The organism is Bradyrhizobium sp. CCBAU 21365 (assembly GCF_015291305.1).
Lineage (GTDB): Bacteria > Pseudomonadota > Alphaproteobacteria > Rhizobiales > Xanthobacteraceae > Bradyrhizobium > Bradyrhizobium elkanii.
Map to the genome: position 1 here is coordinate 2,329,541 of NZ_CP030036.1, position 24,304 is coordinate 2,353,844.

Annotated in this window: 22 protein-coding genes and 3 pseudogenes; 8 read left to right on the forward strand and 17 right to left on the reverse strand. The window is 59.3% G+C overall.

Annotated features, from left to right (window positions below; genetic code table 11):
- The first annotated feature begins 64 nt into the window (after positions 1-64).
- Positions 65-385, forward strand: coding sequence for a transposase (locus XI02_RS10915; protein WP_168857699.1), 321 nt, complete (start codon positions 65-67; stop codon positions 383-385).
- 86 nt (positions 386-471) lie between these two features.
- Positions 472-1,182, forward strand: coding sequence for a hypothetical protein (locus tag XI02_RS46295; protein WP_370143838.1), 711 nt, complete (start codon positions 472-474; stop codon positions 1,180-1,182).
- Between the two features lie 303 nt (positions 1,183-1,485).
- Here XI02_RS46295 and XI02_RS45235 read toward each other — a convergent pair whose 3' ends face one another.
- Genes XI02_RS45235 through XI02_RS10930 form a run of 3 tightly spaced genes read right to left on the reverse strand, consistent with a single transcriptional unit; the run spans position 1,486 to position 3,467 of the window.
- A complete protein-coding gene (locus tag XI02_RS45235) occupies positions 1,486-2,001 on the reverse strand; it encodes a hypothetical protein (RefSeq protein ID WP_233475654.1) in 516 nt (171 codons plus the stop codon).
- A 33-nt stretch (positions 2,002-2,034) separates the two neighbouring features.
- The gene (locus XI02_RS45240) at positions 2,035-2,355 is read right to left on the reverse strand and encodes a hypothetical protein (RefSeq protein WP_233475653.1); all 321 of its coding nucleotides are present in this window, start codon (positions 2,353-2,355) and stop codon (positions 2,035-2,037) included.
- Positions 2,340-3,467 carry a type IV toxin-antitoxin system AbiEi family antitoxin gene (locus XI02_RS10930; protein ID WP_197971328.1) on the reverse strand — a complete coding sequence of 376 codons (1,128 nt, stop codon included), beginning with the start codon at positions 3,465-3,467 and terminating at the stop codon, positions 2,340-2,342. The genes XI02_RS45240 and XI02_RS10930 overlap by 16 nt, the downstream gene beginning before the upstream one ends.
- A 307-nt stretch (positions 3,468-3,774) precedes the next feature.
- Here XI02_RS10930 and XI02_RS10935 point away from each other — a divergent pair, with 307 nt between their 5' ends.
- A complete protein-coding gene (locus XI02_RS10935) occupies positions 3,775-4,134 on the forward strand; it encodes a hypothetical protein (RefSeq protein ID WP_168857698.1) in 360 nt (119 codons plus the stop codon).
- A gap of 49 nt (positions 4,135-4,183) precedes the next feature.
- Here XI02_RS10935 and XI02_RS10940 read toward each other — a convergent pair whose 3' ends face one another.
- From XI02_RS10940 to XI02_RS10950, 3 genes are read right to left on the reverse strand one after another with little or no spacing between them, the layout of a single operon-like run.
- A complete protein-coding gene (locus tag XI02_RS10940) occupies positions 4,184-5,497 on the reverse strand; it encodes a DUF2130 domain-containing protein (RefSeq protein WP_168857697.1) in 1,314 nt (437 codons plus the stop codon).
- A 24-nt stretch (positions 5,498-5,521) separates the two neighbouring features.
- Positions 5,522-5,860 carry a helix-turn-helix domain-containing protein gene (locus XI02_RS10945; RefSeq protein WP_035634480.1) on the reverse strand — a complete coding sequence of 113 codons (339 nt, stop codon included), beginning with the start codon at positions 5,858-5,860 and terminating at the stop codon, positions 5,522-5,524.
- On the reverse strand, positions 5,860-6,231 hold the full coding sequence (locus tag XI02_RS10950; RefSeq protein ID WP_168857696.1) for a type II toxin-antitoxin system RelE/ParE family toxin: 372 nt from the start codon (positions 6,229-6,231) through the stop codon (positions 5,860-5,862). The genes XI02_RS10945 and XI02_RS10950 overlap by 1 nt, the downstream gene beginning before the upstream one ends.
- 310 nt (positions 6,232-6,541) lie before the next feature.
- Between XI02_RS10950 and XI02_RS10955 the strand changes: the two genes are divergently transcribed.
- Positions 6,542-6,757: a hypothetical protein gene (locus tag XI02_RS10955; protein WP_038379230.1), complete on the forward strand. Its 216-nt coding sequence runs from the start codon at positions 6,542-6,544 to the stop codon at positions 6,755-6,757.
- Positions 6,758-7,339: 582 nt separating this feature from the next.
- Here XI02_RS10955 and XI02_RS10960 read toward each other — a convergent pair.
- Genes XI02_RS10960 through XI02_RS10975 form a run of 4 tightly spaced genes read right to left on the reverse strand, consistent with a single transcriptional unit; the run spans position 7,340 to position 15,566 of the window.
- Entirely contained in the window at positions 7,340-8,602 is a 1,263-nt protein-coding gene (locus XI02_RS10960) for a TIGR02679 family protein (protein ID WP_168857695.1), read from the reverse strand.
- Positions 8,599-12,723 (reverse strand): TIGR02680 family protein, encoded by a 4,125-nt coding sequence (locus XI02_RS10965; RefSeq protein ID WP_168857694.1) that lies wholly within the window; start codon positions 12,721-12,723, stop codon positions 8,599-8,601. Before XI02_RS10965 ends, XI02_RS10960 begins: the two co-directional genes overlap by 4 nt.
- Positions 12,713-14,059, reverse strand: coding sequence for a TIGR02678 family protein (locus XI02_RS10970; RefSeq protein ID WP_168857693.1), 1,347 nt, complete (start codon positions 14,057-14,059; stop codon positions 12,713-12,715). The genes XI02_RS10965 and XI02_RS10970 overlap by 11 nt, the downstream gene beginning before the upstream one ends.
- The gene (locus XI02_RS10975) at positions 14,052-15,566 is read right to left on the reverse strand and encodes a TIGR02677 family protein (RefSeq protein ID WP_168857692.1); all 1,515 of its coding nucleotides are present in this window, start codon (positions 15,564-15,566) and stop codon (positions 14,052-14,054) included. The genes XI02_RS10970 and XI02_RS10975 overlap by 8 nt, the downstream gene beginning before the upstream one ends.
- A gap of 309 nt (positions 15,567-15,875) precedes the next feature.
- Between XI02_RS10975 and XI02_RS45245 the strand changes: the two are divergent.
- Positions 15,876-16,276, forward strand: a pseudogene (locus XI02_RS45245) (cell envelope biogenesis protein TolA); the annotation flags it as partial.
- A gap of 676 nt (positions 16,277-16,952) precedes the next feature.
- Here XI02_RS45245 and XI02_RS10980 read toward each other — a convergent pair.
- The 3 genes from XI02_RS10980 to XI02_RS10990 form a co-directional block, all read right to left on the reverse strand.
- Positions 16,953-17,537 (reverse strand): aminodeoxychorismate/anthranilate synthase component II, encoded by a 585-nt coding sequence (locus tag XI02_RS10980; protein WP_018270040.1) that lies wholly within the window; start codon positions 17,535-17,537, stop codon positions 16,953-16,955.
- The gene (gene pabB / locus XI02_RS10985) at positions 17,534-18,928 is read right to left on the reverse strand and encodes an aminodeoxychorismate synthase component I (protein WP_028345393.1); all 1,395 of its coding nucleotides are present in this window, start codon (positions 18,926-18,928) and stop codon (positions 17,534-17,536) included. Before pabB ends, XI02_RS10980 begins: the two co-directional genes overlap by 4 nt.
- A 114-nt stretch (positions 18,929-19,042) precedes the next feature.
- Positions 19,043-19,402, reverse strand: a complete 360-nt coding sequence (locus XI02_RS10990; protein ID WP_018270042.1) for a Dabb family protein — start codon at positions 19,400-19,402, stop codon at positions 19,043-19,045.
- A 785-nt stretch (positions 19,403-20,187) separates the two neighbouring features.
- Here XI02_RS10990 and XI02_RS10995 point away from each other — a divergent pair.
- Positions 20,188-20,844: a dethiobiotin synthase gene (locus XI02_RS10995; protein ID WP_026192348.1), complete on the forward strand. Its 657-nt coding sequence runs from the start codon at positions 20,188-20,190 to the stop codon at positions 20,842-20,844.
- Here the strand turns inward: XI02_RS10995 and XI02_RS11000 are convergent.
- Positions 20,841-21,053 (reverse strand): annotated as a pseudogene (locus XI02_RS11000) (ATP-binding protein); the annotation flags it as partial. The gene XI02_RS10995 and the pseudogene XI02_RS11000 sit on opposite strands and share 4 nt — an antisense overlap.
- 21 nt (positions 21,054-21,074) lie before the next feature.
- Here XI02_RS11000 and XI02_RS46300 point away from each other — a divergent pair.
- Both XI02_RS46300 and XI02_RS11005 read left to right on the forward strand, forming a co-directional pair.
- A pseudogene (locus tag XI02_RS46300) lies at positions 21,075-21,152 on the forward strand (ArsR family transcriptional regulator); the annotation flags it as partial.
- A 364-nt stretch (positions 21,153-21,516) separates the two neighbouring features.
- Positions 21,517-21,693 (forward strand): hypothetical protein, encoded by a 177-nt coding sequence (locus XI02_RS11005; protein WP_155258911.1) that lies wholly within the window; start codon positions 21,517-21,519, stop codon positions 21,691-21,693.
- Between the two features lie 468 nt (positions 21,694-22,161).
- Here XI02_RS11005 and XI02_RS11010 read toward each other — a convergent pair whose 3' ends face one another.
- The 3 genes from XI02_RS11010 to XI02_RS11020 all read right to left on the reverse strand — a co-directional run bounded on the left by XI02_RS11010 (position 22,162) and on the right by XI02_RS11020 (position 24,298).
- The gene (locus XI02_RS11010; RefSeq protein WP_080586171.1) at positions 22,162-22,419 is read right to left on the reverse strand and encodes a hypothetical protein; all 258 of its coding nucleotides are present in this window, start codon (positions 22,417-22,419) and stop codon (positions 22,162-22,164) included.
- 615 nt (positions 22,420-23,034) lie between these two features.
- Complete coding sequence (locus tag XI02_RS11015) at positions 23,035-23,415, reverse strand: hypothetical protein (protein WP_018270047.1); 381 nt, start codon at positions 23,413-23,415, stop codon at positions 23,035-23,037.
- A gap of 163 nt (positions 23,416-23,578) precedes the next feature.
- Positions 23,579-24,298: a toll/interleukin-1 receptor domain-containing protein gene (locus tag XI02_RS11020; protein WP_026192349.1), complete on the reverse strand. Its 720-nt coding sequence runs from the start codon at positions 24,296-24,298 to the stop codon at positions 23,579-23,581.
- Positions 24,299-24,304 lie beyond the last annotated feature (6 nt).

A 24,304-nucleotide genomic window follows, 5' to 3' on the forward strand; every position in this document is an offset into this window, starting at 1 on the left:
AGCAGTGAACCTCCTTCGAATTGATGGACACCTGTAGTAGGCTCGAAGAGCCAGGAGGTGTCGGATGGAAGGACGTCAACGTCGGTCGTTTACGGACGACTACAAGCGGCAAGCGGTTGACCTCGTAGCGTCGAGCGGGCGCTCGATCGGATCTGTGGCCAAGGAGCTTGGCCTGCGCGATTCCGTGCTACGGCGGTGGGTGGAGCAGCGAGAGGCCCGGCTGGAGCCGACGGCAGCGACGCGGCGCCCCACAACGCAGGCGTCGCTGCCGTCGGCGGACCACGCGGCAGAGATCGCGCGTTTGCAGCGAGAGAACGAGCGGCTGCGCATGGAGCGCGACATTTTAAAAAACTGTCCAGCACAGTGGCGCGCCTGTGCGGCGTAGAAACAGCCTTGTGCTACCCTCGGCGGCTGGGAGGGTAGCGGCCGTTCGATTATTGGAGGCACAATCCCCGTTAAAAAACATGGTCCATGGGTGCATGCGAACTTGAGAGTGGTGACGTCGCCCTGGCGACGATCCCGATTAGGAAGATGACGATTGGCATAGCTCAAACCCTCCTGCTCATTATTGAATGGAGGATTGCCATGCTCAAGAAGAGGACGGCCGGCGACCGCCCAGAACCTAGGCCAGTCAACGTCGCGGCCGCCGCCGTCGACATCGGATCAAAGATGCACATGGCTGCGGTGAACCCCGCTTGCACTGACGTGCCTGTGCGCTCTTTCGGCACATTCACGCGAGACCTGCATGAGCTGGCGGACTGGTTCAAAACGTGCGGCGTGACGAGTGTCGCAATGGAATCCACCGCGTCTTCACCTGCACATAGAAGCAGTCGGCCGCCCGATGCAGTCTACGTCCTCGTCTCCTTCGACGACGATTTTGTCGACGCCAACCGAACCCGCGCCCAGCAGGCAATTCGTCAGATAGAGGTGCTGATACAGGAAGCCACGATGCACGGCCTCGATGCGCACCAACTGGCGTGGATCGAGTACGTTTGGTTTCTTCTCCTCGTACTTCTGGGTCAAGGAGCGCCATCCTCCCAGCGGACGGCCCGCAAAAACTCATCGCGTGTCAGGGCACAGAGGGCGAATTCGCCGCGCTTCAGGGGCACCCAGACGGGAAGCCACGCCGGGGCCGGCAAGGTAAAAGATATAGGCGCCGGCGTTGAAGAAGACGTGGGCTGATGCACGCTTCCATTTTTCGATGAACGGCTTGCTGGGTCCCATCCATCGCATGATTGCGAACTCCTTGCCGTCGAGATTGACGACGCGGGATTTGAAATCGAGCGACACCCTCGTAGCCCTGATAGGCGGCGAGCACCTCCCCGCGCGCCGCCTGCATCCGACCTCGCCGCGGTTCGTGCTTGGCCGCGGCGATCTCATCGAAAACGTCCGTCGTATCGACGGCGAGCAGCGGGATAGAGCGCATCGCCGCTCTTGCATCGGTCGCCGTAAGGGCCCTGTGTTTTTGCCATGGGCTTGTTCCCGCTAGACCAGCCCCAAGGCCTTCAGCCAGGCCTGCACCTGTCCGAAAGCGTCCTGTTGCCATTGATCGGGGGTACGGTCTCCGAGGAGATTCGTTTCCTCGACGAACTTCCGCACCGACGTTGGGCCGTAGGCATCTTCCTTGACAAACTTTCCGGCGATGTGGGCGTAGCCTTGTTTGCCTTCCGCCAACTCGAGCAGCGGCTTGCAATCCGCGGCGAGCGCCTGCAGCCCGCCGGGGTAATTGCGGATGCAGTAATAGATATCGTAGGCGTCCTTCTGCTTATGCCGGTTTTGGATGGCATAGCCCTTCATGGCCAGAAGAGCCGAGATCGAGGCGATCGCGATCTCGACGCGGTTCTTGCCGCCCGAGGGCATCGAGCCGTCGATCGCCACCATCTGATAAAACTGGAGCGCAAGATCGGCGCCGTCTGCGCGCTGAACGGCAAAATTCTCAATGAGGGCCGGCTTGTTCTTGGTGAGCTCGACATGGCGCGGCATCAGGAAATCGACGATCACGTCGATGGGCGGGCTGCCGTCGTTGGGGACGACCTATCGCACGAGCTGAAACTTCTTGAGCTCGGTGCGCTGGTCGTAGCCGTTCTCCATTAGGCTTTCGATGAGCGCCTTGTATTCGGCGTCGTCCTTGAGGGCTGCGGCATCGAGCGCGATGTCGATATCGAGCGTGCCGACATGGGCCATGTCCTCGTTCTCAAGCAGGAGCCAGGGCACAGCGCCGCCGATGACCGCGAACTTGCCCTTGAAGCTGCCGAGGATCTGGCCCATTTCGACCAGCACGGATTTCACGGCCGCCGTGGTGCGCTCGTCGTAGTCGGCAGCGGACTGCGGCTCGGGCTTCACTTCTTTTGCCATTGGAGCTTTTCCTCGCGGAGATGCTCGGCGGCTTCCCTTCCGCGCTCTCCGGCTACGTAGAGGTCAAGGTAGGTCTGGACGGGGCTCGTGCACCGGACATACGGCGCGGGCTCGATGGAATCCCGAAAGAGTCCCTCGTCCTCGACTTGCAGGACGCTAACATTCTCACCGCGTGCCGGGGAGGACAAATCAAGGCGCTCTTTGAGTACCGAGAGGCCCTTCTCATCGGCGTAAAAATAGTTGGTACTTATACGGGCGTATGGCGCGAGCCACTGCGCCGCCGAGAAGGAGGCCAGCATGGCCTCACCCTTGCGGCTGGCCTCTTCGAGGACGTTCGGCAGGCGCTGTTGCAAGGCGCTGCCGTGTGAGGTGGTGTAAAAGAGAAGCTGCTGGCCTGGTGGCTTTTCATAGACCGCCCGCCAGCTATCGAGCAGCGCGTCGGGACGAATAAGGCTAAGCCCTTCGCGGTCGGTGCTTGCCCATTCGCGGTCAATCAAGGCATGGCGGACATTGCTGACATGGCCGAGGCTCACATTAGCTTGTTCGGCAAGCTCGGCGACCTTCCAGGCACGTTTGGGATCGCGTAGCAGCAGACGGAGAATCTGGGCGGACTTTGGTGCAAAGATCGATTTGATTTCGCGGCGCTCGGTCGCGGGCTTGAGAGGAACCGCGCGTTCGATGAACACGCCCCCGAAGACCAGACGGCAATTGCCTTCAAAGTCTAGGAAGCCAATATTCTCTTCACGGCAGAGGCCCTGCGCGGCGGGCGACAGGTAGGGCGCGATGACGACGCCGTACGCGCCCTTGTCGAGGCTCTTTACGTAGTGCCGGAGCTGGTCAATCGCGGCCCGCACGATGCGCGGCTGGCCATTGCTCTTGAACTCGCAAACGATCTTCTGGGGGCGTCCATTCGACTTGACTTCAACGAGCAGGTCGAGCTCCCAGCGATGATCAGGGTCAATGACGTTCTGCTTGACGGCCACCACGGAGAGGAACGGGACTTCGGCCAAAACGGCTTGCAGCCGGTGGGCGGCTTCCTTCTCGAATTTCACTGTGGGGTATGGTTTCAGCATTTGCTGAAAATAGCCATACCAGTGAAAATAGTCAAGCAATTTTCACTGAAAAGATCGTCTTCAGCATTCGCTGAAATGGCTATTTCGAGTGAAAACTAGTAGTAACCAATTGACTCTGCTCGATTCCATATGCACTCAGACCTCCCCCCGTAGCCCAAAGGTTCGAGACGACGGCTCGCGAGAGCCCGGTCCCGCTGGCGGGACGCGCCCGAAGGCTGGGAACCCACAGAACCGGCGGAAACGGTTTCCCTTCGGCCCTTCGGGTGCCGGATCGGCAAATCCATCCCGCGCGGCCGCCGCTGCCGGCTTCGCTTCCCTTAGCTGCCTCCCGATAAGGTCGAGGTAGATGTCCGCCAATCAGCGTGCCGTTATCGAGCGAATGCTTGCGAGCGGCGAAAGCTGCAATCAAGCCTCGTCCGGACCCGCTTTTCTTTCGCTAAGCGAAGGCGAATTCGGACACCACCTGAGGGCAATTGATAACAATCTCGGAGAGCAGACGGCCATCGTTGCCGACGCATTTTCCAAGTACCTGAAGATGGGCGAAGTCCCGGCGCCGTACTATCCCTGGCGCATTGCCATCATTCTACGGCGCGAAAAGAGATTTGATTTAGAGAAGCTGTTCCTTGCCGCGTGGTGCGGGCATTTCTCCGACGGAAACGGTGTCCGGTACGCTCAACTAGCCGATCGACTCCGAAAACTGACATAATCGCATCTGCGATTAGCAGTGTGGCTCCGGAGCACCAGCTGCTGCAGTGCTATCCTAGCTTTCGCTCCAGTTCGCTGTCATTTTCCAGCAATGGCACCTCCAAACTCGGAATCTCCGGCATGGCTTTTCCAGCGATGGCCTGAAGGTCGCCGATCATTCCCACCGTGGAATCGATGACGGCCAGTATCTGGGTCTCCCGCTTGGCCCACTGGCGTCCCATAAATTTGCGTTCCTTGTCGAGATCTTCGCGCATGTCGTTGAACTTCTCGACTACGGCGTCGACACGCTGCCGAAATTTCGTTCCCGTCAGGTAGTGGTAGACCTGCTCCATTTTGGTCTGTTGACCTTGTTGGACGAGGCGCGAGGTGCTCACGTCGATCAGCGCTTGGCGGAGCGCAACCGCTACGGGCAATGCGCAACGCGGATGAGCCACCCAGATGCCGTCGACCAGGTCGAACTGCTCGATATGTTTAGGCAAGACATGGGAGATGATCAAGGCGACGTCGGCGCCGGAGCGGCGCTGGTCGTCCCGCAACTTCGCAAGCCAGCCGTCGCTCCACGCCTTGGTACGCTTCGTCTCCCAGAGAATAATGCCAGCAGGCTGGCCAATCGACCCGTTGACCTGCTGGATCACGTCGGCGCCAAGCTCGCCTTTTCCGACCGGCTCAATCGTGTCGGTCGGAAACCGGCCGCGAAGTAATTCCTCCAGCTCAAGCTCCAGCACCTCGCCCTGGGACTGCTGCGATCCTTGTTCAGCCTTGCGTTTCAGCTCCTCGATGGTGCGCGTCATTGATTCAATGGTCTGGTCCTTTTCGGCGACGCGCAGCCGTGCCGCCTCGTCGGCCTCCTGCCTGGCCTTGATCTGGATCGGGTCAATCTGCGCCTGAACGCGTTTCTCAATGGTCAGATCAAGCTCGCGCTTCTCTTCATCGAGTGCGCGTTGCTTGCGGATGAGTTCGGCCTGCGCCTGCTGCGCCTCCGCCAATTTGGCGTTGTTCGCGTCGAGCATTTGGCGAAGCTCGGCCGCCTCGTTCGTCCGGGCCTGGACTTCGGCCGCGGCTGTCTCGCGCGCCTTTTTCGCTTCTGCGGCGACGAGTTGGCTTCGCTCCGCCGCCAGTCGGCTGGCGACCTGGTCCTCGACCTGTTCACGATCCTTTTGAAGCTTCTCGCGCTCCTGTTGGATTGCTTCGGTCTTTCGTGCGACCTCGGCGTCCTTGCTGGCGAGTTGTTCCTGGAAACGCTGCCGGGTCTCCGCGAGGAGGGGAGCGGCGAGCGATTCGGTGAGCCGAATCTCGTGGTTGCAATTGGGACAGTGAAGGGTAGGTTCATGCGCGGCCCCAGCCGCGGTCGCTTTGAATGTCATGACCCCTCCCGTTCAGCAGTGGTACTAGGCCGGAATGAATGTGATCCGGCCGACCTCGCCACGCTTCCGATGTGGCTTTACCGTTATTTCGACATCCTGATCGAACGCTGTCAGCATCCGCAGCAGCTTTTCCACCGAAACCAGCTTGAAATGCCCCCGAAGCAGTTTGGACAGGTCCGGCTGCTTCATCTCGACGAGTTTGGCGGCTTCGGTCTGGGTAATCTCCCGCTCCGCCATCAACCGCTTCAGCTGGACAACGAGAGCAGCCTTGAGCTGGTGCTCCTCGGCGTTCGGCAGGCCGAGATCAGCGAAAATGTTGCCGGAGCCCCGGCTATGGGCGGGCAGCTTCTTCTTCGTGCTCATTATCGGTCTCCCTTTGTTGCCCTGTGAATGGCCTCGGCGTCGCGTAGGCGCTGCCGGACCAGGTCAATGTGTCTTTGCGGTGTGGCAATGCCGCTGGTGGACTTTTTCTGGAATGCGTGCAGGACGTACAGGACGCCCTCTAAACGCGTTGTGTAGACGGTGCGGTAGGTATCACCGTCGAAATTGTCGCGAATCTCCAAAACCCCGCCAAAGCCCTTTAGAGGCTTCGCGTTGCGCGGGTGTTCGCCAAGCTGCGCTTCGAAAAGGGACTGGCCGATCTCGCTTCGGACGGCCGCGGGAAATGCCCGCAGGTCTTTCTTGCTCGAACCCACGAATACGGTGGGTTTGATCGTGCGCAGTAGATCATTCACACAATTATAGTAATATACCTATAGTCGCTTGTCAACATCCGCCTACGAAAGGAGCCATCAGGGGGCGTGCAATTGCCGTCGCCACTATCGGCACAGCCGGCGTAGCCCAGCCAAGTGGCTGGCATCGACGATCTCCATCATGTTGATCAGCGCTGCTGCAGCTGCCCTGCGCTCTTCCAGCCTCATGGACGAAAACCCGATGAGGTCGTTATGCTAAGGACCATTCAGATGGATATCGATGAGCTGAGAGATGCAGGAATACGGCTACATGGGCTAACCAAAGCCGACAGCGCTTATACATTCTATCACGATGAAAACCGAATATATCCGCAGATTGCATATCGTCGATGATGGTCGCCTGAATGTTGCGGAGCTGAAGGTATTTGTCTTGGGCGGTGCTGTGCAGGAGGGCGAGCCGTGTCCCATCGAGATCCAGTCTCTTCGCGAAGCAATGCGCATTCAGAAATCGGCGCCAGAAATCAAGCTGGAGCAGGTGGCCAGCCGAAACGTCGGCCGGAGCAATTGAGGTCTACGGCAAACCGTGCCTTTGAACCATGCATTCTCACTCTGGACAGGGGTATCCCACGCAAGATCGGTGAACCTAGCGATTTCGTTAAGCAAAAGGCACTAGAGCGCGTCGATCTCGACAATCCCTTCCAGTGTGACAGGCCCAAGCAGGTCTTCGATCGGAACACGCGCGACATCGCGGCGTCACGCAGATCACGCGGCAGTCTCCTGGAGGAAGGAAGAAGTTCCCTTAAGCGGGTCTCGAGCAGCAACAGATCAGCAAAGCGACCGACGTCATGGGGAAGGGATGAAAGGTCGATGTCCGCACGCCACACCGCATCGAGCGCCTGATGAACGGCGCGGGGCATCCCCGGCAGGCTCGGGACGTTACCGAGGTCCTGGGAACTTCCGCCGGCCAATGCCGCCCGAATCGCAGGATGGAGATCTCCAGTCGTTACTGGGGGTATAAAACCGCCGACGAGACGTGGGGCGACAAGTGGAAGGGTAAGGGTTTCACGTCCGATGTTTCCCTGGCGCGCCGCCGCAAGACGCTGCATTCGTGTCGCCAATGGCCCGTATATCACGAGGGTAGATCGGACGATCATCGAGCCAGATCCTGTAACAAGTCGTCGGTCAGGCTCTCTTCGGCGATCGCAAGACCGTGGGTTCGCATCGATGCTGTCAAAGCATCGTCCCATAAGGCGTGGACCTCGAGGCCGGCTAATGCAAAGCCGGGACGCGGCGCTCGTGCCACTGCCGCCACATATTCCTCGGCGTCGAACCGCCAGGGTACGGCCCCAAACTCACGGATGACGTGATTGGCGATGCGCAAGCCTGGCCAATCAAAATCTCCATGATAGTGCAGGCGGGCGCCCGCGATTGCGAGTTGCTGCAATATGGCGCGTTGGGCGGCGGCAGGCATTCCCTCAGTGCACACCATGGGCGCACAGTTCACGCCAAGTTCGTCGGCTGCGATCGCGAGAACATTCGGGTTTTCACAAACGTAGATGTCTTGTCCTTTGACCATCCAGAGGGGATCGGACCGCAACAAAAAGCGCAGTGAGGCGTAAGTTGGCTCGCCTGACGGCAGCGGCAACAAGCGGCCGCTGCTGATCTGGAGGTTCAAAAACAGGGCAGGCCGTGCGAGTTCATTGACCAGAATTCCTGCCTTGGCCCAAATGTCACGAATCCGCTCCTCGCCATTGTCGCGAACCCTGGCGCTCTCAAGCGCTGGCGCGTCGTCGCAAATGTCCCGGTCGAGATTCACCTTGCGCCAAATCGCGAGTACCAACGTCGCTACGGCTTGTCCCGTGTCGAGCGCGTGCGCGTCGCCAAGGCTTTTCGCCGCCAGCTGTGCCCGGGTCATACCCTTGGCTGGTAGAAGCTTGAGCACAATATCTGCCTGCGAGCAAAGTCGGGTGGCGACGTCTGTGTCACCATTCGAGAGCCGCTTCACCAGGCCCATCCCGAAGGGCGTTTGGAGAAAGCTCGAAAGATCCTGATGGGTTGCGCCAGACAGCGCCTTCGACCATCCTGCTCTCAACTCGGCCCGAGCCGTCTCTGCGTGAATGATCGGACCGTCTATTGATTCCAGCGCGTCGCGCAGTGACGGTGCGACACCTGCTCGGCTCAAGGCGGCGTCGATCATTTGCACATCGACCTGCATGGAACTTGAGAAACGAGTCGGTCGACCCATCAGCCCGGCAAGTGCCGCATGCTCGGCGCTGCTGAGATTCGAAAGCCGAAACCCCTGTATCTTTCCATCCACGGGGCCTCGCTCGAAGCGCTGTCGAAGACGCTTTCTAAGCGGAGCCCGCGCATCGCCGCCGAGCAGACGCTGGAGACGGCCGTCCCCTTCAATCATGCGCCTGCAAACCTTCGATTTGGATCATTTTCACGCTGCTTGGCGCGGCCATCCCAGGTCCAACGGGAGACGTGTACTGCATCGATATTCTCAATTCTCTGAAGGTGGCAGATCGAGACGCCGGGTAGTTCAGCATAGCACCCCCACTCGCGTTCGCTTGTTACGACGAAGTCGAGGTCGAACTCACGAATCAATGCCATGCAGTGGGCCCGCGCAGAATCGTCAATGCCGGCAAAAACCTCGTCGAGCAACACGAGGCGCGGAGAGTGGGGCGAGCCGCTCTGGCTATAAAAGCTGGCGACCGCCGCGAACAACGGGACCGTCAGGCCAAGCGCGCGTTCGCCGCTCGATGCAGGCCCGGACAGCTTGCGCCACTGCTTGTCCTGCCAACGTTGGACGGTGAACCGGTGCCAATGACGATAGTCGAGAGCTCGGCTCAATTGATCGAGAAGGCTACCGCCCGTCGTCGAATCCGCATTCGCCCGCTCGATATCGATTCGATCCTGCAACATGGCTCCGACCACGCTGCGGTCCTCGGGACTCCAAAGATCCGTGCTTGTGTTCAACAGCCGCTTTCGGGCAGCATCCAATCCAACGGGCGCCCCCTCGGCCCCCTCGGCCAGCGGAAGCCACTGCAGCCTGAAGCGGACTCCGGTCGACGTTGGTCGCTTGTACAGCTCCTCGTTGATGGCATCGACTTTCCGAGCTGCATCCTGCATCAATCGCTGGATCGCCGCGGCAATCTCGGCCTGGAGGTGATTTTCCAGTATCTCTCGCTCGCGTGCCGTCAGCAGCTCCCGACGCTGAGCAATTTCATGCTTGAGCCGTTCCGTAAGCCGATCCGGCCTTTCCGGCCGATTTTGATAGACGACAGTGACCACCAGTCCATAGTCGGCCGTTTGGTCCATTTGGGCCTGGTGACCGAGCGCGCTAAGGGCGCGGCTGAGTTCGGTGTAATCCACAGAGAGATGACTTTGGATCCGCTTCCACGCCTCATCATCATGCGGAACGTCTGATAGGGCCTGTTCGGCTCGGCGCGCGAGCGTCAGCGCCGGCTCAATCGTCCATGCTGCTCGAGAGTCAGGTAGGTCAATTTCAGGAAGGGCGATCGGCAGAAGGTCGGTTGCAGCAAATCCCTGCAATCGAGCAACGGCTTGTTGACGCCCTGCAATCCGCTCCTGCAATAGCTCGTCGGCTGAGGTCACTTTTTGCTCCGCCCGCGCCCGTTCCTCACTCGCGCTTCGGGCAATTGCTCCCTTTCTCTTCAAATCAGCTTCGCTGAGCTCGAGCGCGGTTCGGGCGGTCTCAAGCTTGGCTTGTAATTCGGCAACCTTCGCGCCTACGGTTTCTTGCAGCGTCTCCAGCCGTATCCTCGCCTCGCTGGCATTGCGCCCCTGCTCGATTGCGTGCGCAATATTTGCGTCCGCTTCTTGTTTGGCATCTCGTTCACGGTTCTGTTGTTTCAGCAATTCCGATTGAGCCTGGCGCAACTCGCGAGCCGCATGAGCGAGCGCAAATACCTTTTCCGTCAGCTGCGCAAGCGTGGTGTCGACGGCGTTCAATTGAGCGTAGTCGTCGGGAAGATGCAGGTCCTGAGCGTCCTTATGCAGGATCGAGCGCGCACTGCTTCGGCGCTCGACAGATTCCGCCAGTCTTTGCGCGGCTTGCTCGAGCCGACCGGAAGCCGAGGTAAATTCACGGGCAGCCGATGTTACTTCGGCGTGGCAGGCTCGCAATGAATCGTCTCCAGGGGCACCACGCCACTCCTCCGCGGCACGCTCTTGGTCGCGCGCTTGCTCCGAAAAGCGATCTTCGAGAGCAGCTCGTGCTTGAGCGAGCTCGTCAAGCCTGACCGAGATAGCCTCAAGCCGGCGCGCGCGAGCCGCAGCGCGGGCGGCATAACCTATATAGATTGCAATGGGTTTGGACCAGGCGCCGGAGAGCGCGCCAATTCGGAAGCATCCGGTCGGCGATAGCCAGGTCTCCGCCTCGCCGCTATCTTGCTCCGTGCAGCTCATGCCAAGTAGCAGGCTTGTGACAATGTCCGCCGAGACTTGATCTCCCGCAGGCTGCAGCCAGTGCGCCAACGTTTCCACCTGACACGGACGTCCAACGAGTTCCGTATCATGGAGCCGTCGCGGCCCACTCGGAATGTGCACAGTTCCGTCAGGCTCGACCCATGCATCGAGAAGTCCCGATGCCTCAAGTGCGGCTTCGAGGCCGGCGCGCTCCGAGGTATCAAGACGCTCGTGGAAATCAACCAGCTGCCACAGAGGCGCGCCACTGCGGTCAACTCGAACCCCCGCCGCGCGAAATGGCGGAATGGACGGTACAGCGTCCACGCCTTTTTCAAGGCGCTCACGCTCGGCCGTTAGATCCGCCTCTTCGTTCTCGATTGCCCGTCGTTCAGCGATGAGCGCCGAACGGCGCGTGGCAAGGCGCTCGCTGGCGACCTGCTGAGCTTCTTGCAACGAACCGCGCGCCGGGTTCTCCCCCTCCAGGGTAACAACCCACGTCGCGAGCAAATTCAGCGATCCTTGTGCGTCTCGCAACGTCAATTGCTGCAGCGTACCAAAGTGCGTCGCCCAGGCATCAAGATGTGCACGTCCCTCACTTTCCACGGCCTGATCCGCTGCATCACGTCGGGCCTGGGCTGCCTTCGCTTCCTCCTGCCGCTCCTGATGTGACCGATCCTTCGCGTCATGATCCCGCTCGGCCTCGTCGACGGCTCCCCGTAGACTCCTCACATGCGCAACCTGTCCACGACGTCGCTCAATGATTTGCTGCAGATCGCTTTTTGCAGCTTCGCAAGCCAGCTCGTTCAATTCAGCGAGCTCGGCGATATCCGACCCGGTCAGAGGTCCCTGGTTCCACTGTTGGTCGGTGCCACTGAGCTGAGCGAGCGGCAAGGCGGCTTCTCTAACCTCAAGTACCTGGCCGCCTATGCTGGCGACGCGTTCGCCCCGTTCAAATGTAGCGCTTTGTTCGCTGACAAAGCGGCTCTTCGATGCCGCTGACCTTGCGTTGGCCTGTTCGGCCTCACGTTTGCGATCGCTCGCTTCTCTTGCGGCAGAATCCAGTCGATTTGCGTCCTTGTTCGCCGGGTCAGATAGCAGCACTTCCCAGCGCGTTCGGTTTGTGGCCACGATCTCTTCTGCAGCGCCATGGGCGCCATTAGCCTCTTCCTCCGCCGCTTCTAGAGCTGCGAGCTCAGAGCGAGCCTCATTAGCCGCACGACTGGCATTGTCGAAGCCTGTTTGCGCGCTACGCAGACCTCGCGCCTGTCGTCGTGTTTGCGTCCTAGCGTAAGTCCGATACCGATCCGTAAACTGACCGACGCAACGAGCGAGCGCTTGGTAGTCCTGCAGCTGGCGACGGTCTTCCTCAAGTTGGTTGAACGCATCGGCCACGTCGGTCAAAAGATCGGTGGACAGGGGAGGGAGTGCTTCCGTCAACGCGGCCGACAAACTACCTTCATCCGGCTTCTTCGATAGCTGCGGTTGCCGAAGCTGGATCAGTGTGTCCATCAACGCCGAATAGCGCGCATGACCCAATTGGAAGAGATGTTCGTCTACCGCACGGCGATAGCTGGCCGCCGTGTCGTAGACTTGCCCATGATCGGCCAGGGTCTCTCGAAGCTTCTCCTTGGTCAGCACAACGCGATGCGGGCTCGTGAGCCACACGTCTTCACCAATGCGCTGACCGTCAAGAATGAAGAACCAGCTATCGACGTTCGGCCGTGCCGCGACCGCCAACAGACCACTGCCCAGAGTGAGGTACCGTGGCTGTCCGTCCTCTGACAAGCGCCCGAATTCAATCCAGGTGTAACCCATCCGGCGCTCGTGCTTCCCGAGCAGCAGATTCCAGGCCATCTTCTTCGTCGTGTCGCCGTCCGGTTCGACTCTGGACGATTTCAGCTGGGCATCAAACAGAAATGGAAGCGACAAGGAGAGCACCTTGGACTTTCCGGTCCCGTTGTTCCCACGAAGCAGCAGGTGTCCATCGCGAAACCAGAACTCCTCGCTGTCGTAGTGAAAGAGATCGACCAATCCGAGGCGAAGCGGCTGCCACCGCTCGCGGGCGGGAGCGGGCAGGTCCGGCTGGGCTCCGTTATTGCGCATCGTGATCTTGCTGGCCGGCTGATTTGCGCGCCGTGCCGGCTTCCCGAATCTCCGCCTGTCCGACGGCGAAGCGACTTATTGCAGGCAACGGACGGACACCGTTCGCCGACATTGAGATCAAACGAAGCTTGCGCAACCGCTCCAATGCGATACGTGCCAGTTCACGTTGCATGCCTGGTTCCCGTGCAGATTTTCGCCAATAACGGCCATAGCGTTCTCGCACCCTCTCTATGAAATTCGTGATGTCGACTTCAGTTGAGATCTGATGTTCAGGCTCGCCTCCATCGCGGAGCGTACCCGCAAGATGCTCAGCTACCAGGAGCGTGACGTGCGCCTCGGTGCCTTCCGCCGGCATGGAAAGATCGGTAAGCGTTCCGGTTTCGTCAGCAAGCGCCAATCCCTCCGCGCGCTGTTCGGGAACGAGACCAGCAGCTTCCGCAAGGCGAGCTCCCATCGGGCCACGCTGATTTAAGAAGTACGCGCGCGTCACTGGATCGAGTGAGTCGGTGTACACGACCGGATCGTCGAGGAGGCGTCGCGACAGGTCACGCCGTGTAGCGGTCCTGCGGCCGTCGTCGCTGTCCGGCACATGTTCAGCGGTAAGCGATTGCAACCGCTGTTCTACATCCTGCGGCGCTTCTTCTGCGGCCCATGTTGAAGGACCGCGTACTGCGGCAAGAATCCCGGCGAGGACGCGACGCTGGATGTCATAGAGCGCATCATGCAGATGTTCGGAAGTCTCGGAAACGTGATGCACGAAGCCCTCTTCCTCACCCGCGACGCGAACGAGAACACCAATGTCTAAAAGATGGCGACAGACGGCCACAAGTTCGCGTCGTTCGTGGTGCGTCTGCAGCGTGAAACTGAAGCCAAAGGCATTCAGTGAAGGCTCCGCGGCGAATGCAAGCAGCCGATCGCCAAGAACGCGGAGCGTGATCTGCGGATCGGCGCGCTCAAGGACGGCGCACGCCAAGCAGAACAGGATATAGCGGCGTCTATCGTAATCCGGGAAGCCACGCGTGGAATCGAGAAGATCAGCAGGACGCTTGAAGAGACGAGCGCAGTCGCGCTCGACATTCAGTATCCATCCCGTTTCGCGCGCGAACCATTCTCTGAGGGTTTCGCAATGTCGACGTACAGCCGTGAAATCAGGATGCGCTGACGTCATCAGCGGTGTCATTAAGAGAGCGCGAAGCGCGGTTGAAATCTCCTCTCGCACGTAGCGTGCTTGATGCAGTCCAATGTGCTGGCTCTGGACGCGGGTCGCCTTGCCATCCGGGTGTCCGGCGTCGCCACGCCGGATTTGACCGTCCTGCTGTTCCGTCACGCTACTCATGTCGCGCTTCCATCGACGTCACGGTGAGAAGGTGGTCGCGACCGGTGAACAGCCCTGTTTCGGTTGCGATCTCTGCAGTCGAGTCTGCGTCGAGCGGCTCCAGGCGGACCCGCAACAGGCCGTCGCCAGTTTGTCGTTCGACAACCTCGTCGGGGTGTGTCTGCGCTGGAAGCGTTTCACCTAGCAGGGTGAGAAACAGGTGGAACCCGTGACGATCGAGCTCGCCGAGCTCGGACAGACGCGTGGGCTCGCCGCTCGCGAGCCGCGAGCGCGCCTCCTGGATTTCACGATCTTCTTCCGTCAATTGCGCCTGGAGTCGTTCTCGCTCGGCTTGACGATCCTGCACGCGCGGGAGCGGGCCACGCGGAGCCATCTCGCCATATTCGCGCAAGCGCGGGTGTATGCGCACGGGCGGAGCATCATTCCAAGGCGTCGTAGCCGGCAGATCGCTTGTTTCCGCGCCGATCAGGAAGTGCCGGGCCGGATTGAGTGCGAACGCAGCGCGGGCAAGCCGATGTGCCTCGTCCTCGCTGGCGCAATCCGCAAACCAATGGGCAAGGACACGAAAGTCCGCGGATCGATCGCTGCGACCGCTGCGGCGTTCGTTCAATGCAGCGATGACCGCGAGCAGATGCGGGATAGCAGATCGAGCCCTCGATCTTAACACTTCGCCTTGCGGCGGATCATTTCCCGCGCTGACAAACCATCCTCGCAGTCCCTTCCATCGCTCTGTCCAAGCATCAAGCGACTGCGTTGAAGGCTTTTCCTGTTCGTTTTCTTGTACAGGAGCCGCGTCTCGCGATTCGCGTTGTGACGCCTGCTGCAGAAGGGGGCTAATGACTGGGTCAAGCGCGACAAGATGCTGCGCAATACCACCCGAGCGGCTGACAAGGTCACCGATGAATCGATCAAGATAGTCAATCAATCTCTTCTTGTAGGCGATAATTGCGTTTGTATCCGAATGTTGAAGCTCGATGCTGCGTCCGATGCTAACCATGAACGCTTGGGCGTTTTCGGCGAGACCTTCGAAGACTCGAACCAAATCACGCAGCGTCTCATGAATTTTCGCGGCGTCGAACACCGGTTCTTGCGCGAGGTTTCGTAGAACCTGCAGCTGCTTTGCGATGTCTTCGAGCGCAACGCTCTGCAGCTCGGCTCGCCGCCTTAGTGCTTGGCTGAATACAGCAAGGGCTGACTCGACCGCCTCCCCGCCTTCAGAAAGACGATAGAGGAAACGCGCACGATAGAAATCGCTGATGCTAGCGACACGGGCCGTGTCAGGCTGCGACTCGAGATTGCCCCATTCGGTTAGTTGCGCCAATGCGCCCTGAAGATCTTCGATCCTGGGAGGTGCGGCATTCCACTGCGCTTCACCAAGAACTTCGTCGGGTCTGAGATGGAGACGGAACTGTCGCTTGGCCGCGGCGAACGCATCCATGATCTTCCGATAGAGTTCGGACTTTTCGGCGGTGACATGTTTGAATAGCTCACGTGCATCAACTCTCATGGAATGCCGCTGCAAACAGAGGGGGGACTTAGTGGTGATTTAATCAGCGCGGAACAATAAGTGAACGGCTGTGTAGGTCAACCGGGAGAGACGGAGGGTTGAATAAGTCTAGCACCGCAATTTTTTGTGCGGTGCGGCAAAAGCCGACGACATCGCTGTTTTTGAGACCTGCTCAGTCGGAACCGGGTTTAGATAGCCGTCTTGAATTTAGACCCGCCCCGAAACGGAGTATCGGTTCATGGCGCCCCGTGCCAACTGGAAAGGCTTTCTGCGTCCGTCTCCCGTCAAGTGTCCCGCCGCGCTTTAGGCATGGCTAGGAAGCTGAAGACTTACCAAACCCCGCTCGGCTTCTTCGACTTGGCGATCGCGGCTCCGTCGATGAAGGCTGGCTCTGAAAGCCTGGGGCTCGGACAGCAATCTTTTCCATCAGGGCGCGGCAAAGGAAAGTGAGGATCCAGACGTCATCGCAGGAACCACGGCGGCACCGGGCGTCGTTCTGAAGCGTCCCGTGGGCTCAAGCGGGAAGTTCAAGGAAAACGCACGAACTGCCTGCTGGTCTCGCCATAGACGACAGTTGGAAGAAGGCATACCGCAAGTCGCCGAGCCGCAAGGCGCAGAAGCATCTGAAGAGAACCGCCGACCGGAAGGCCGCACTCGCTTTCGAGAACGAACGAGAGTATCGCGATCGCGAACGCGCCAAGGAAGAGGCTATATCAACTCACATGTTCCGTGCGCGATTCAATTCACGATTGATGCGATCTTTGACCCGACGAACCGCAAGAAGCTCCAACCTCGTTCGGGTTCGGCCACTGATCGTCTTGCCATCGAGTTCAAAACTGTAGCGCCACTCGCCCGACAATACTTCTCGAATGCTGAATTGCACACCTCTATGCTGCATAAATAGTTTCAATCCCGATACACAATGGCCCCCAGCGCCGTCGTCGTCGAGCTCCAGATTGATCTATGATTCCCTCAATCCTGAAAGCGTTGACCCGATACCGAAGTGAGCCGCCGATCCATAGGACCGGCGGCCAAGTCAAGGGAGGAAACGCCCGTTAGGGCAGCGGTAGGAGAGTATACCGCTTAGGCACCGCCAATCTCCTGGCGGATCTCGCAAAACAAATTTGCAATTTGGCTAGAAGATGATCCCGATTCACCGAATGAAGGTGATGCGAGGTCTACGCGTGCTGGCTTCAAGTAATTCAATTCAGCCTGTAGCAAAAGCAAAAGTTGCGTACGCGGCGTACAAACCGAGCTCTTCTTTTCGGTTACACCTTCAACAGGTCGAAGCTGTTTCGTCGTTTTACAGGGCTAGATTCGAAAGGCACGCAGCCTGCCATTCGATCTTGCGGAGTAGGCGCCACTTGCGCGATAAACTCTCCGGCTTCACGCTCGGAAACTCTCCGCTAAGCGCAAGAAATTCATAAGCAGCGCGTCACCTTGATCGGTAAGTACTGACTCCGGGTGGAACTGCAGGCCGTGGGTTGGGTGATGCCGATGGGACAAAGCCATAATTTCACCTTCATTTGAACGGGCTGTCACCGCGAGAGGCGACGCGTCCGCCTCACCGAGTTCAATCGCCAGAGAATGGTAGCGTCCAACAGAAAGTGGAGACGGGAGCTCTTTGAATAATCCTCGGCCATCGTGAGCTATGTCGGAAGCCCGGCCGTGCATCGGACAACGGGCGCGCACAACCCGGCCGCCGAAAACGCTCCCAATACACTGGTGCCCAAGACAGATGCCGAGAATTGGGATGTGGCCCGAAAGTTCGCGGACAACCGCTGTGGATATCCCGGCCTCCATTGGTGTGCAGGGGCCGGGAGAGATGACGATCGCCCGTGGCTTGAACGCAACAAGATCGGCGCAGCGGATCGCGTCATTCCGGACAACTTTGGTTTCTGCACCAAGCTTGCGGAAGTAGCGCGCAATATTGAAAACGAAGGAGTCGTAATTGTCGATGATGAAGATCAAAATACACCGGACGGATCGGCATTAAAGGCATCGAACAGTCGCTGGGCCTTGGCAAGCGTCTCTTCATATTCGGCTTCCGGATCCGACATCGCCGTTATTCCGCCCCCTGCATGAAACACAGCCTGGTCGTCGTCAATCATTACGGTGCGGATCGCAATGTTGGTATCCATCTGTCCATTGAATCCGATGAAGCCAATCGCCCCGCAATAGACCTCTCGCGCCACTTGCTCAATGTCCGCAATGATTTCCATTGCTCGCACCTTCGGAGCTCCGGTCACGGAGCCGCCTGGAAAGCAGGCGCGAAGCAGACCGACGGCGTCTTGATTTGCAGCAAGTGCGCCCCTGACAACCGAGACGAGGTGGTGCACTGAAGCGTAGGATTCGAGGTTGCATAATGCCGTAACCTCGACCGAATTGTCCGTACAAACGCGAGACAGATCGTTGCGCAGCAGGTCGACGATCATGATATTCTCGGCGCGGTCCTTTTCGGATGCAAGGAGGATTTCGGCGCGGCGCCGATCTTCCTTCGGATCCACGGCGCGCGCGATTGTTCCCTTGATGGGGCGAGTTTCGACCTGTCGTCCGTCGAGCTTCAGAAACCGCTCAGGAGAGCTCGATGCAATCGTCATCTTGTCGTAGCGCAAGAGGGCAGCGAATGGTGCCGGGTTCGATAACCGCAGCTGGCAATAGAAGGTGAGGGGATCGAACAGGGGCGATATCTTGGCACTAAAGCGTTGTGCGATGTTCGCTTGGAATATATCCCCGGCCAGAATCAACTCGACGACGCGCTGGACCGCCGCGATGAAGCCTTCTCGGCCAAAGTTCGAATGCCATGCGCCCGCAGTGCTGGGAATGGTGAGCGGCGGCAACCTTGGCCTGACTAGCAGCGCCGCAAACTCGTCGGCGCGACGGCGCGCACGCTCGGTTCGCCGAGCGGAGTCCTGCTCCGGCCATCCGGTCGAGACGATCCAGCACTTGCGGTCCCGGTGATCGAAACTGACCACCACGTCATAGAAATTTAGTACCGCTTGAGGCAATTGCAGACCGACAATCGACGGCCGCGGCAGCCGCTCCAGCGTTCGGTTCAGATCGTAACCAAGGAAGCCGGCAGCGCCGCCCTGGAACGGCGGGAGATCGGGGCGATGCGCCTCTCGATATCTGGCTAGAAGGTTGCGGAGGACGGCCCATGGATCACCAGCAACGATCTTCCCGTTCCAACTAGCCTGTCCATCCGACACAAAATATGTGCTGAACGGCTCGCAGGCCAGATAGGAGTAGCGCCCAAGCACCTCATGCTCTGCCGCACTATCGAGAAAGGTAAGGTGCGGCCGCTGCGCAAAGCATCGCAACGCCTTGACTGGATCAATCCACGGCATCTCCAGGACGTGCATGAGGTTATCTGTTACCGAAGGGCAGCACGTTGTGAAGCCCGCACTAAAGGTGATGCCGTCCTGAAAATGAGCAGTTTTCGTCCCGTCGGCGGCGCGCTTAGACTACTCATCGGGTTATCCGCGGCCAGGTGGTCGCCTGGGCCGTGCTATCTGGGCTAACCCTGACATCCCGGCGAAATGCACATCTGTTGATGGCTCGTAGTCAGCGGCAAGCCGCAGCTCCCGGAGTGGTCGTACGCGCCGGATCGCTTCTCGATACAAATCGTGCGATTTGTATGCAGCCAGATCGCTCTCGCTGTCGAACTCACCATACACAACGACGTCGATATCGTTGCCGAGTTGATCGCTCTTGCGGTTGAGCGCAATCTCGAGCCGGCGCGCATAAGGTATTGAGGTGAGTATCGACAGACCTTCGACGATCTGGTCGATACCGGCCTCATCCTTGGCTGTGAAGAAGACAATGTGACGAATCATGATGATCGATAAGCGTGACGCAGTAGCCTCGGGGCGTTCCTATAGCGAGATCAAGCCCCACGCAATGCTGTGAAGGCGACAGAAAGTTTGCTTTGGCCTCGCGCGCCGTATTCTTTTGGGCGCAGGCGGGTAGCTCTTTGCGGGGACCTCCGCGGCAGCTGATTCGAGGAACCAGCGAGCCGGCTTGGCCTCTTCATAGGACAGTGCGTCGCGCAGAAGCTGAGAACGAGCAACAAATCCCTTCGTTGAGCCATTGCGAACTTGTGAATGTCAGGGCCATGCAGCACGTCTTCGCTATTAGAGCAGGCGAACTCAGCCATTTTCGCGCGGGACTTATGTCCGAAGCGTACCGTTCTGCATCTGTAAGGACACATCCTGCCTGACGTGGATGTCTTCGTACGATCGGGACAATATTTGTAGGCCGATAGCAATCTTAACCTGACACAACACAGCAAGTTCAACTCTGGGAAGAGGCGGTCTACGCGCGACAAATTTCGAAGCTCAATCTCTGTCATACGGGGAGGCCCCTTTTGGCCCAGTGCGATGGCCCTAACTCCGCGCCGCTGTGCAAATCAGTGAGGCGAGGTGAAAGGGCGACTGAGCCACCTGTGCTCCATTGGGACCGGATCACCGTACCGCGATTGTAGGCTGCCGGATCGTCACAAACGACAGGCGGCCTTCTCGATTGGCCATATTTTTGAGTTTCACCGACGCTGAATGTCATGGGGAGGAGACGTGAGGACCATACTGAATATTTTGGACGAAGGGACAAGAGGTCAGGCTCGATGAGCCCGCAGCGGATTGTGGTGGCGGGTACGGGCGCCGGGATTGGAAAGACGGTTTTCTGCGCAGGGCTCGTTAATCTCCTCGGTGCGAAGTTTTGGAAACCGATTGAGGCTCGCCTGGAAGGAGAGACCGATACTGAGTGCGTCGCTCGGCTCGGTGGTCTTTCAGCCGAACGAATCTTGCCAGAGCGTTATCGCCTGCATGCGGTCGGCTCGTCCGACGGTTTCTCAGAGGTCGACGAGGTTCGTATCGACACGGATTCGCTCGACGTGCCGGCCTCCGGTGAGCAGCCGCTGGTGATCGAGGGGACCGGCGGACTGATGGAGCCGCTGAACTGCGGTACCCTTTACATTGACGTCTTCGAGCGTTGGCGGCTCCCTGTTGTGCTCTGCGCTAGCACGGCGCTCGGGACGACCAATTCCGCGCTCTTATCCATAGAGGCTCTCCGAAGACGTCAGATCGATGTGCTCGGAATTGCCTTTGTTGGGGAAAAGAATCCGGATGCTCTGAGAGCAATTTGCGAGGTTGGCCGGGTGCGTTGGTTAGGGAGACTGCCCTGGATTTCTCCTCTGTCGGCCGAGACGCTGCAAGCTGCGTTCGCGGCTTCCTTCCGCCGCGATGATTTCATGCCACATGTCCGCAGCGCCACCTACTAGGCCTCTCGGCCGGGTTTGCAGCTTCGCCGCATGCTCTCGCCGTTGAGATCGATCCGGTGGGCCTTGTGGACCAGGCGGCCGAGGACGGTGTCGGCGTAGGTGGGATCGCCGATCAGTGCGTGCCATTGATCGACGGGAAGCTCGCCGGTCACGATGGTGGAGCGGCGGCGGTAGCGATCCTCGAGGATCTCCAGGAGGTCGTGGCGGGCTGCCGCTTGTCTCGTCGCTGCGGAAGACCCATCCAAATGCTTGTACTGGCGACGATGGAGCGGGAACGTTCTGATATCATTGATAGGTTTAAGAAGGCATCAAATGCTGCGCGCTGAATTACGCCGGTCAATCTCCAGGTCACTGACTTACTTGAGTGAAGCCAGAGCCCGACGCGGCGCATCTGTTCTTCCAGCTGGTCGGCCGTCGCCACGAAATCGGCGCCATGCTAGCGTTGCCGAAGGAGGCACCGTGTTCGCTGATCCGAGGTTGCCGTCGACTCTGGACCGGCTCTTGCACCACAGCTACAGGATCATTATCCGCTGCAACAGCTGCTCGCTCTGCGCCAAGCGAAAGAGGGGCCTCATCGGGGCGCCCGCCGCTGAGGCCGTCCGCTCGGCTCTGCCTCCCTTCGTCGAGTCAGCGGCGTAGGCATTTCCAGAACCAAACAATTCGGAGAACGTCTTGCCAATTGTGGCAGAAGAGGAAGAACAGCGCCTGCTACAAATGATCCGCGAAGCTGAACTCGCGCAGCGCGAGATCGCTCAGAAACTTGGCCGCACCGCTAGCGCTGTTGGCTCGTGTTTTGTTGGCACGTCAGCGAATGCTCAGAAATCCACTTTGTCGCGTCATGCTCCGTGACAAACCCCTTGATGACTTCAGTTTCGCCGTCGGCCCACAGAATATCGATCCTCCAGCCGGAGCCGGGGTTTTTACAAGCCATGAAAGCTGGTCGTTGCTCGATCATTGCGTGACTATGCGCCGAGGGGCGCCAGCTTCAATCAGTAATCCTGCCTTACTTTGCTCTTTTTTGGCTTTCCCGGGCCTGTCCGCGCCGCTTTCCTGCTCGGCTGCTCTTCAAACAGTCAGCGGATCCGATTGATCCCCTTCATCACCGGCAGTCAAGAAGCGCTGAGCGAGGGGGCGCGCCTCTAAAGCGCGATGTGATTAGGTTGAATCGTCATCGCGCTTTAGCTCTTTGTTTGAGCGTGATCTTTTCGGAAAACCGCTTCGCACTTTTCCGGATCATGCTTTAGCGGTCCGATCGCAGGCTTTTCGTACGCATGCACTACGCGGCTTTTTGGACCGCACTCGACCGGCCTCGGGTCGTCATCCCTCCATAATTGGGTGGCCGAGGAACGCATTGCAGGCACGTTCGGCTTCAGCAAATGCTCCGAAGGGCGATCCGGGCACCTGAGCCGCGGGCTTATTCAGAAAGTCTGGCCGATATGACGCAACAAAGCCGGGTTCTCCACGCAAGCCAGGTCCGCTTCGGCTCTCGTCGCTGATAACGAATGAATAGTCGTCACTGCTTGCGATCCATAGCTTCAGATCGCCGGTGTCGACGCGGCTGAAGTGCAGGGCCATACTACCCTCCACATTTGCTCGGCTAAGCTACAGATCAACTCAATGGGTTCATTTGTGATGCATCTCGGATCATGCGGCACCCTAACCGCCTTGCTCTCTATAGGCGGGCATGCGCGCCCCAATTTTTACGTCGTGTGTTCTCGAGGGCATGAATTTAGATGTCATTGAAAAACAAGCCGAGCAACTGCTCAGGACACTGGCTCGGCTCTAACCCGGAGGACGCTGATCAAAATCACCAAATCTAAGTCCAACGCCAGGCAGACCCCCGGTAGCCCTTCTGCTACTTGGTGGCGCGGGAGCCCGTTACTTCTTCTGCGGCTGGCGCAGCTCTTCAATCTTCGCACCGTGGCCGGCTGCATCAGTTGCGTGCGGCGCAACTGCCTCAGGCCTACATCGAGTTGCGGGCGGATTGCCGCATATGCGGCCTATCTCAGCCCATCCGACGCATTTGCCATTCGGGCCACGATAACCGGGGCCGCCCCGTTCTCCGCATTCGGCGGCTGCCGGGCCCGCAACACAAAGCAATAGGGAAATGGCGGAGATGAGCGGGATGGTCATGGCGCGGCGTTCAACTCGGCGGGTGCTCCGCGTGGGGTGTCGAAAAAACGGACTGCGTTAGGTTGTTCCCGGCGGCGGCTTATTCTGAAACTGGATATTGCACTTCTTAGCGATCGAGGCTTGTTCGATTGCGACCATCTGATCCTTCATCTGACCGAGCTCGGCTGCGGTCTGCTTGTCACGGCCAACTAGGAACGCTGCGGGCCAGAAAACGATGACTGCGGCTGTCGTCGCTATTGTATCCTTTGTGCGCTGACTGTCCTGAGCACCCGAGAGGGCAGCTGCGCGCGCAGATACGCCCTGCGCCTCCAGGGCGAGCTGTTGGCGGGTGTAGGACTGATACATCACAGGTGAAACGTAGTTCGGCGTGATATCGGCAGCCGACGACGCACAACCATCTAAGGTGGCGGCGAGCGCCACTATTCCCAAATTCCTCATTAAAGAGCCTCCCCAGCCCGTCCGTTACTAAGCGCAACTACTGGTGGAGAGCACGTCCGTGGGTCTCCGGATAGCCAAAAGTAGTGTGCACGTCGACGAGACGTCTTTGCCTGTGGCATGACTCGCGCGGCAGCGCCCGGAACGCTTGTGCGTGGAGCGGCCATCAGGGCAATAGGACGACCTCGGCGAGCTTGGCAGCGACGTCCGCCATAGGTGCTTCTGCGGTGTCTAGGCCGGTTCTCGAAGCGAGCAGAGGGCTAACCTCGCGGAGAGCTTCATACGTCGTCTGGTGCACGACGGGAACGAGACGCTCACCAGCGAGGAGCGCCGAAAGTTCTTTGTCGGCGATGCCTTCTTTTGGGAGGCGGAGCAGCAGCGCGGGGGTGACCAGCACGATCCCAATCCGCGAATTCGCCAAGCCCTTGTCGATGGCGCGGAGCAACGGCACGCCGAGGTCTACGTCCTTCTCGCTGAACCAGACCTTGACACCGCGCGCTTCGAGCAAATCGTGCAGTTCCTTGGCAGCACCCTGCCGGTCGTCCCACGCATGGCAGAGAAAGACGTCCCGACGGTCAAGGGACGCTTGTTTCTCGACGTTCTCGCGGATGGGCGTGAGTGCCCGCACTTCGGCGGGCGTGTACAACACGGACGAACCGGGGCGCGACCATCTCGCTCGTACGCGGCTGCCGGACCCGCCGCCGCCGCTGCTGCTTCGGCCGCTGCCGCTGCCTCCCGGCGAGGGGTAGGACGGGGTGTAAGTCGGAGTGGAGGGCGGGGAATACGACGGGTAACTGAAGCCGCGATAGCGGCCACTACATGCAGGGCACTCTGCTGCCGCGCTTGCTGTGCGATGACCTCGTACCGGTGCTGTGCATCTAGCCATGGGCCG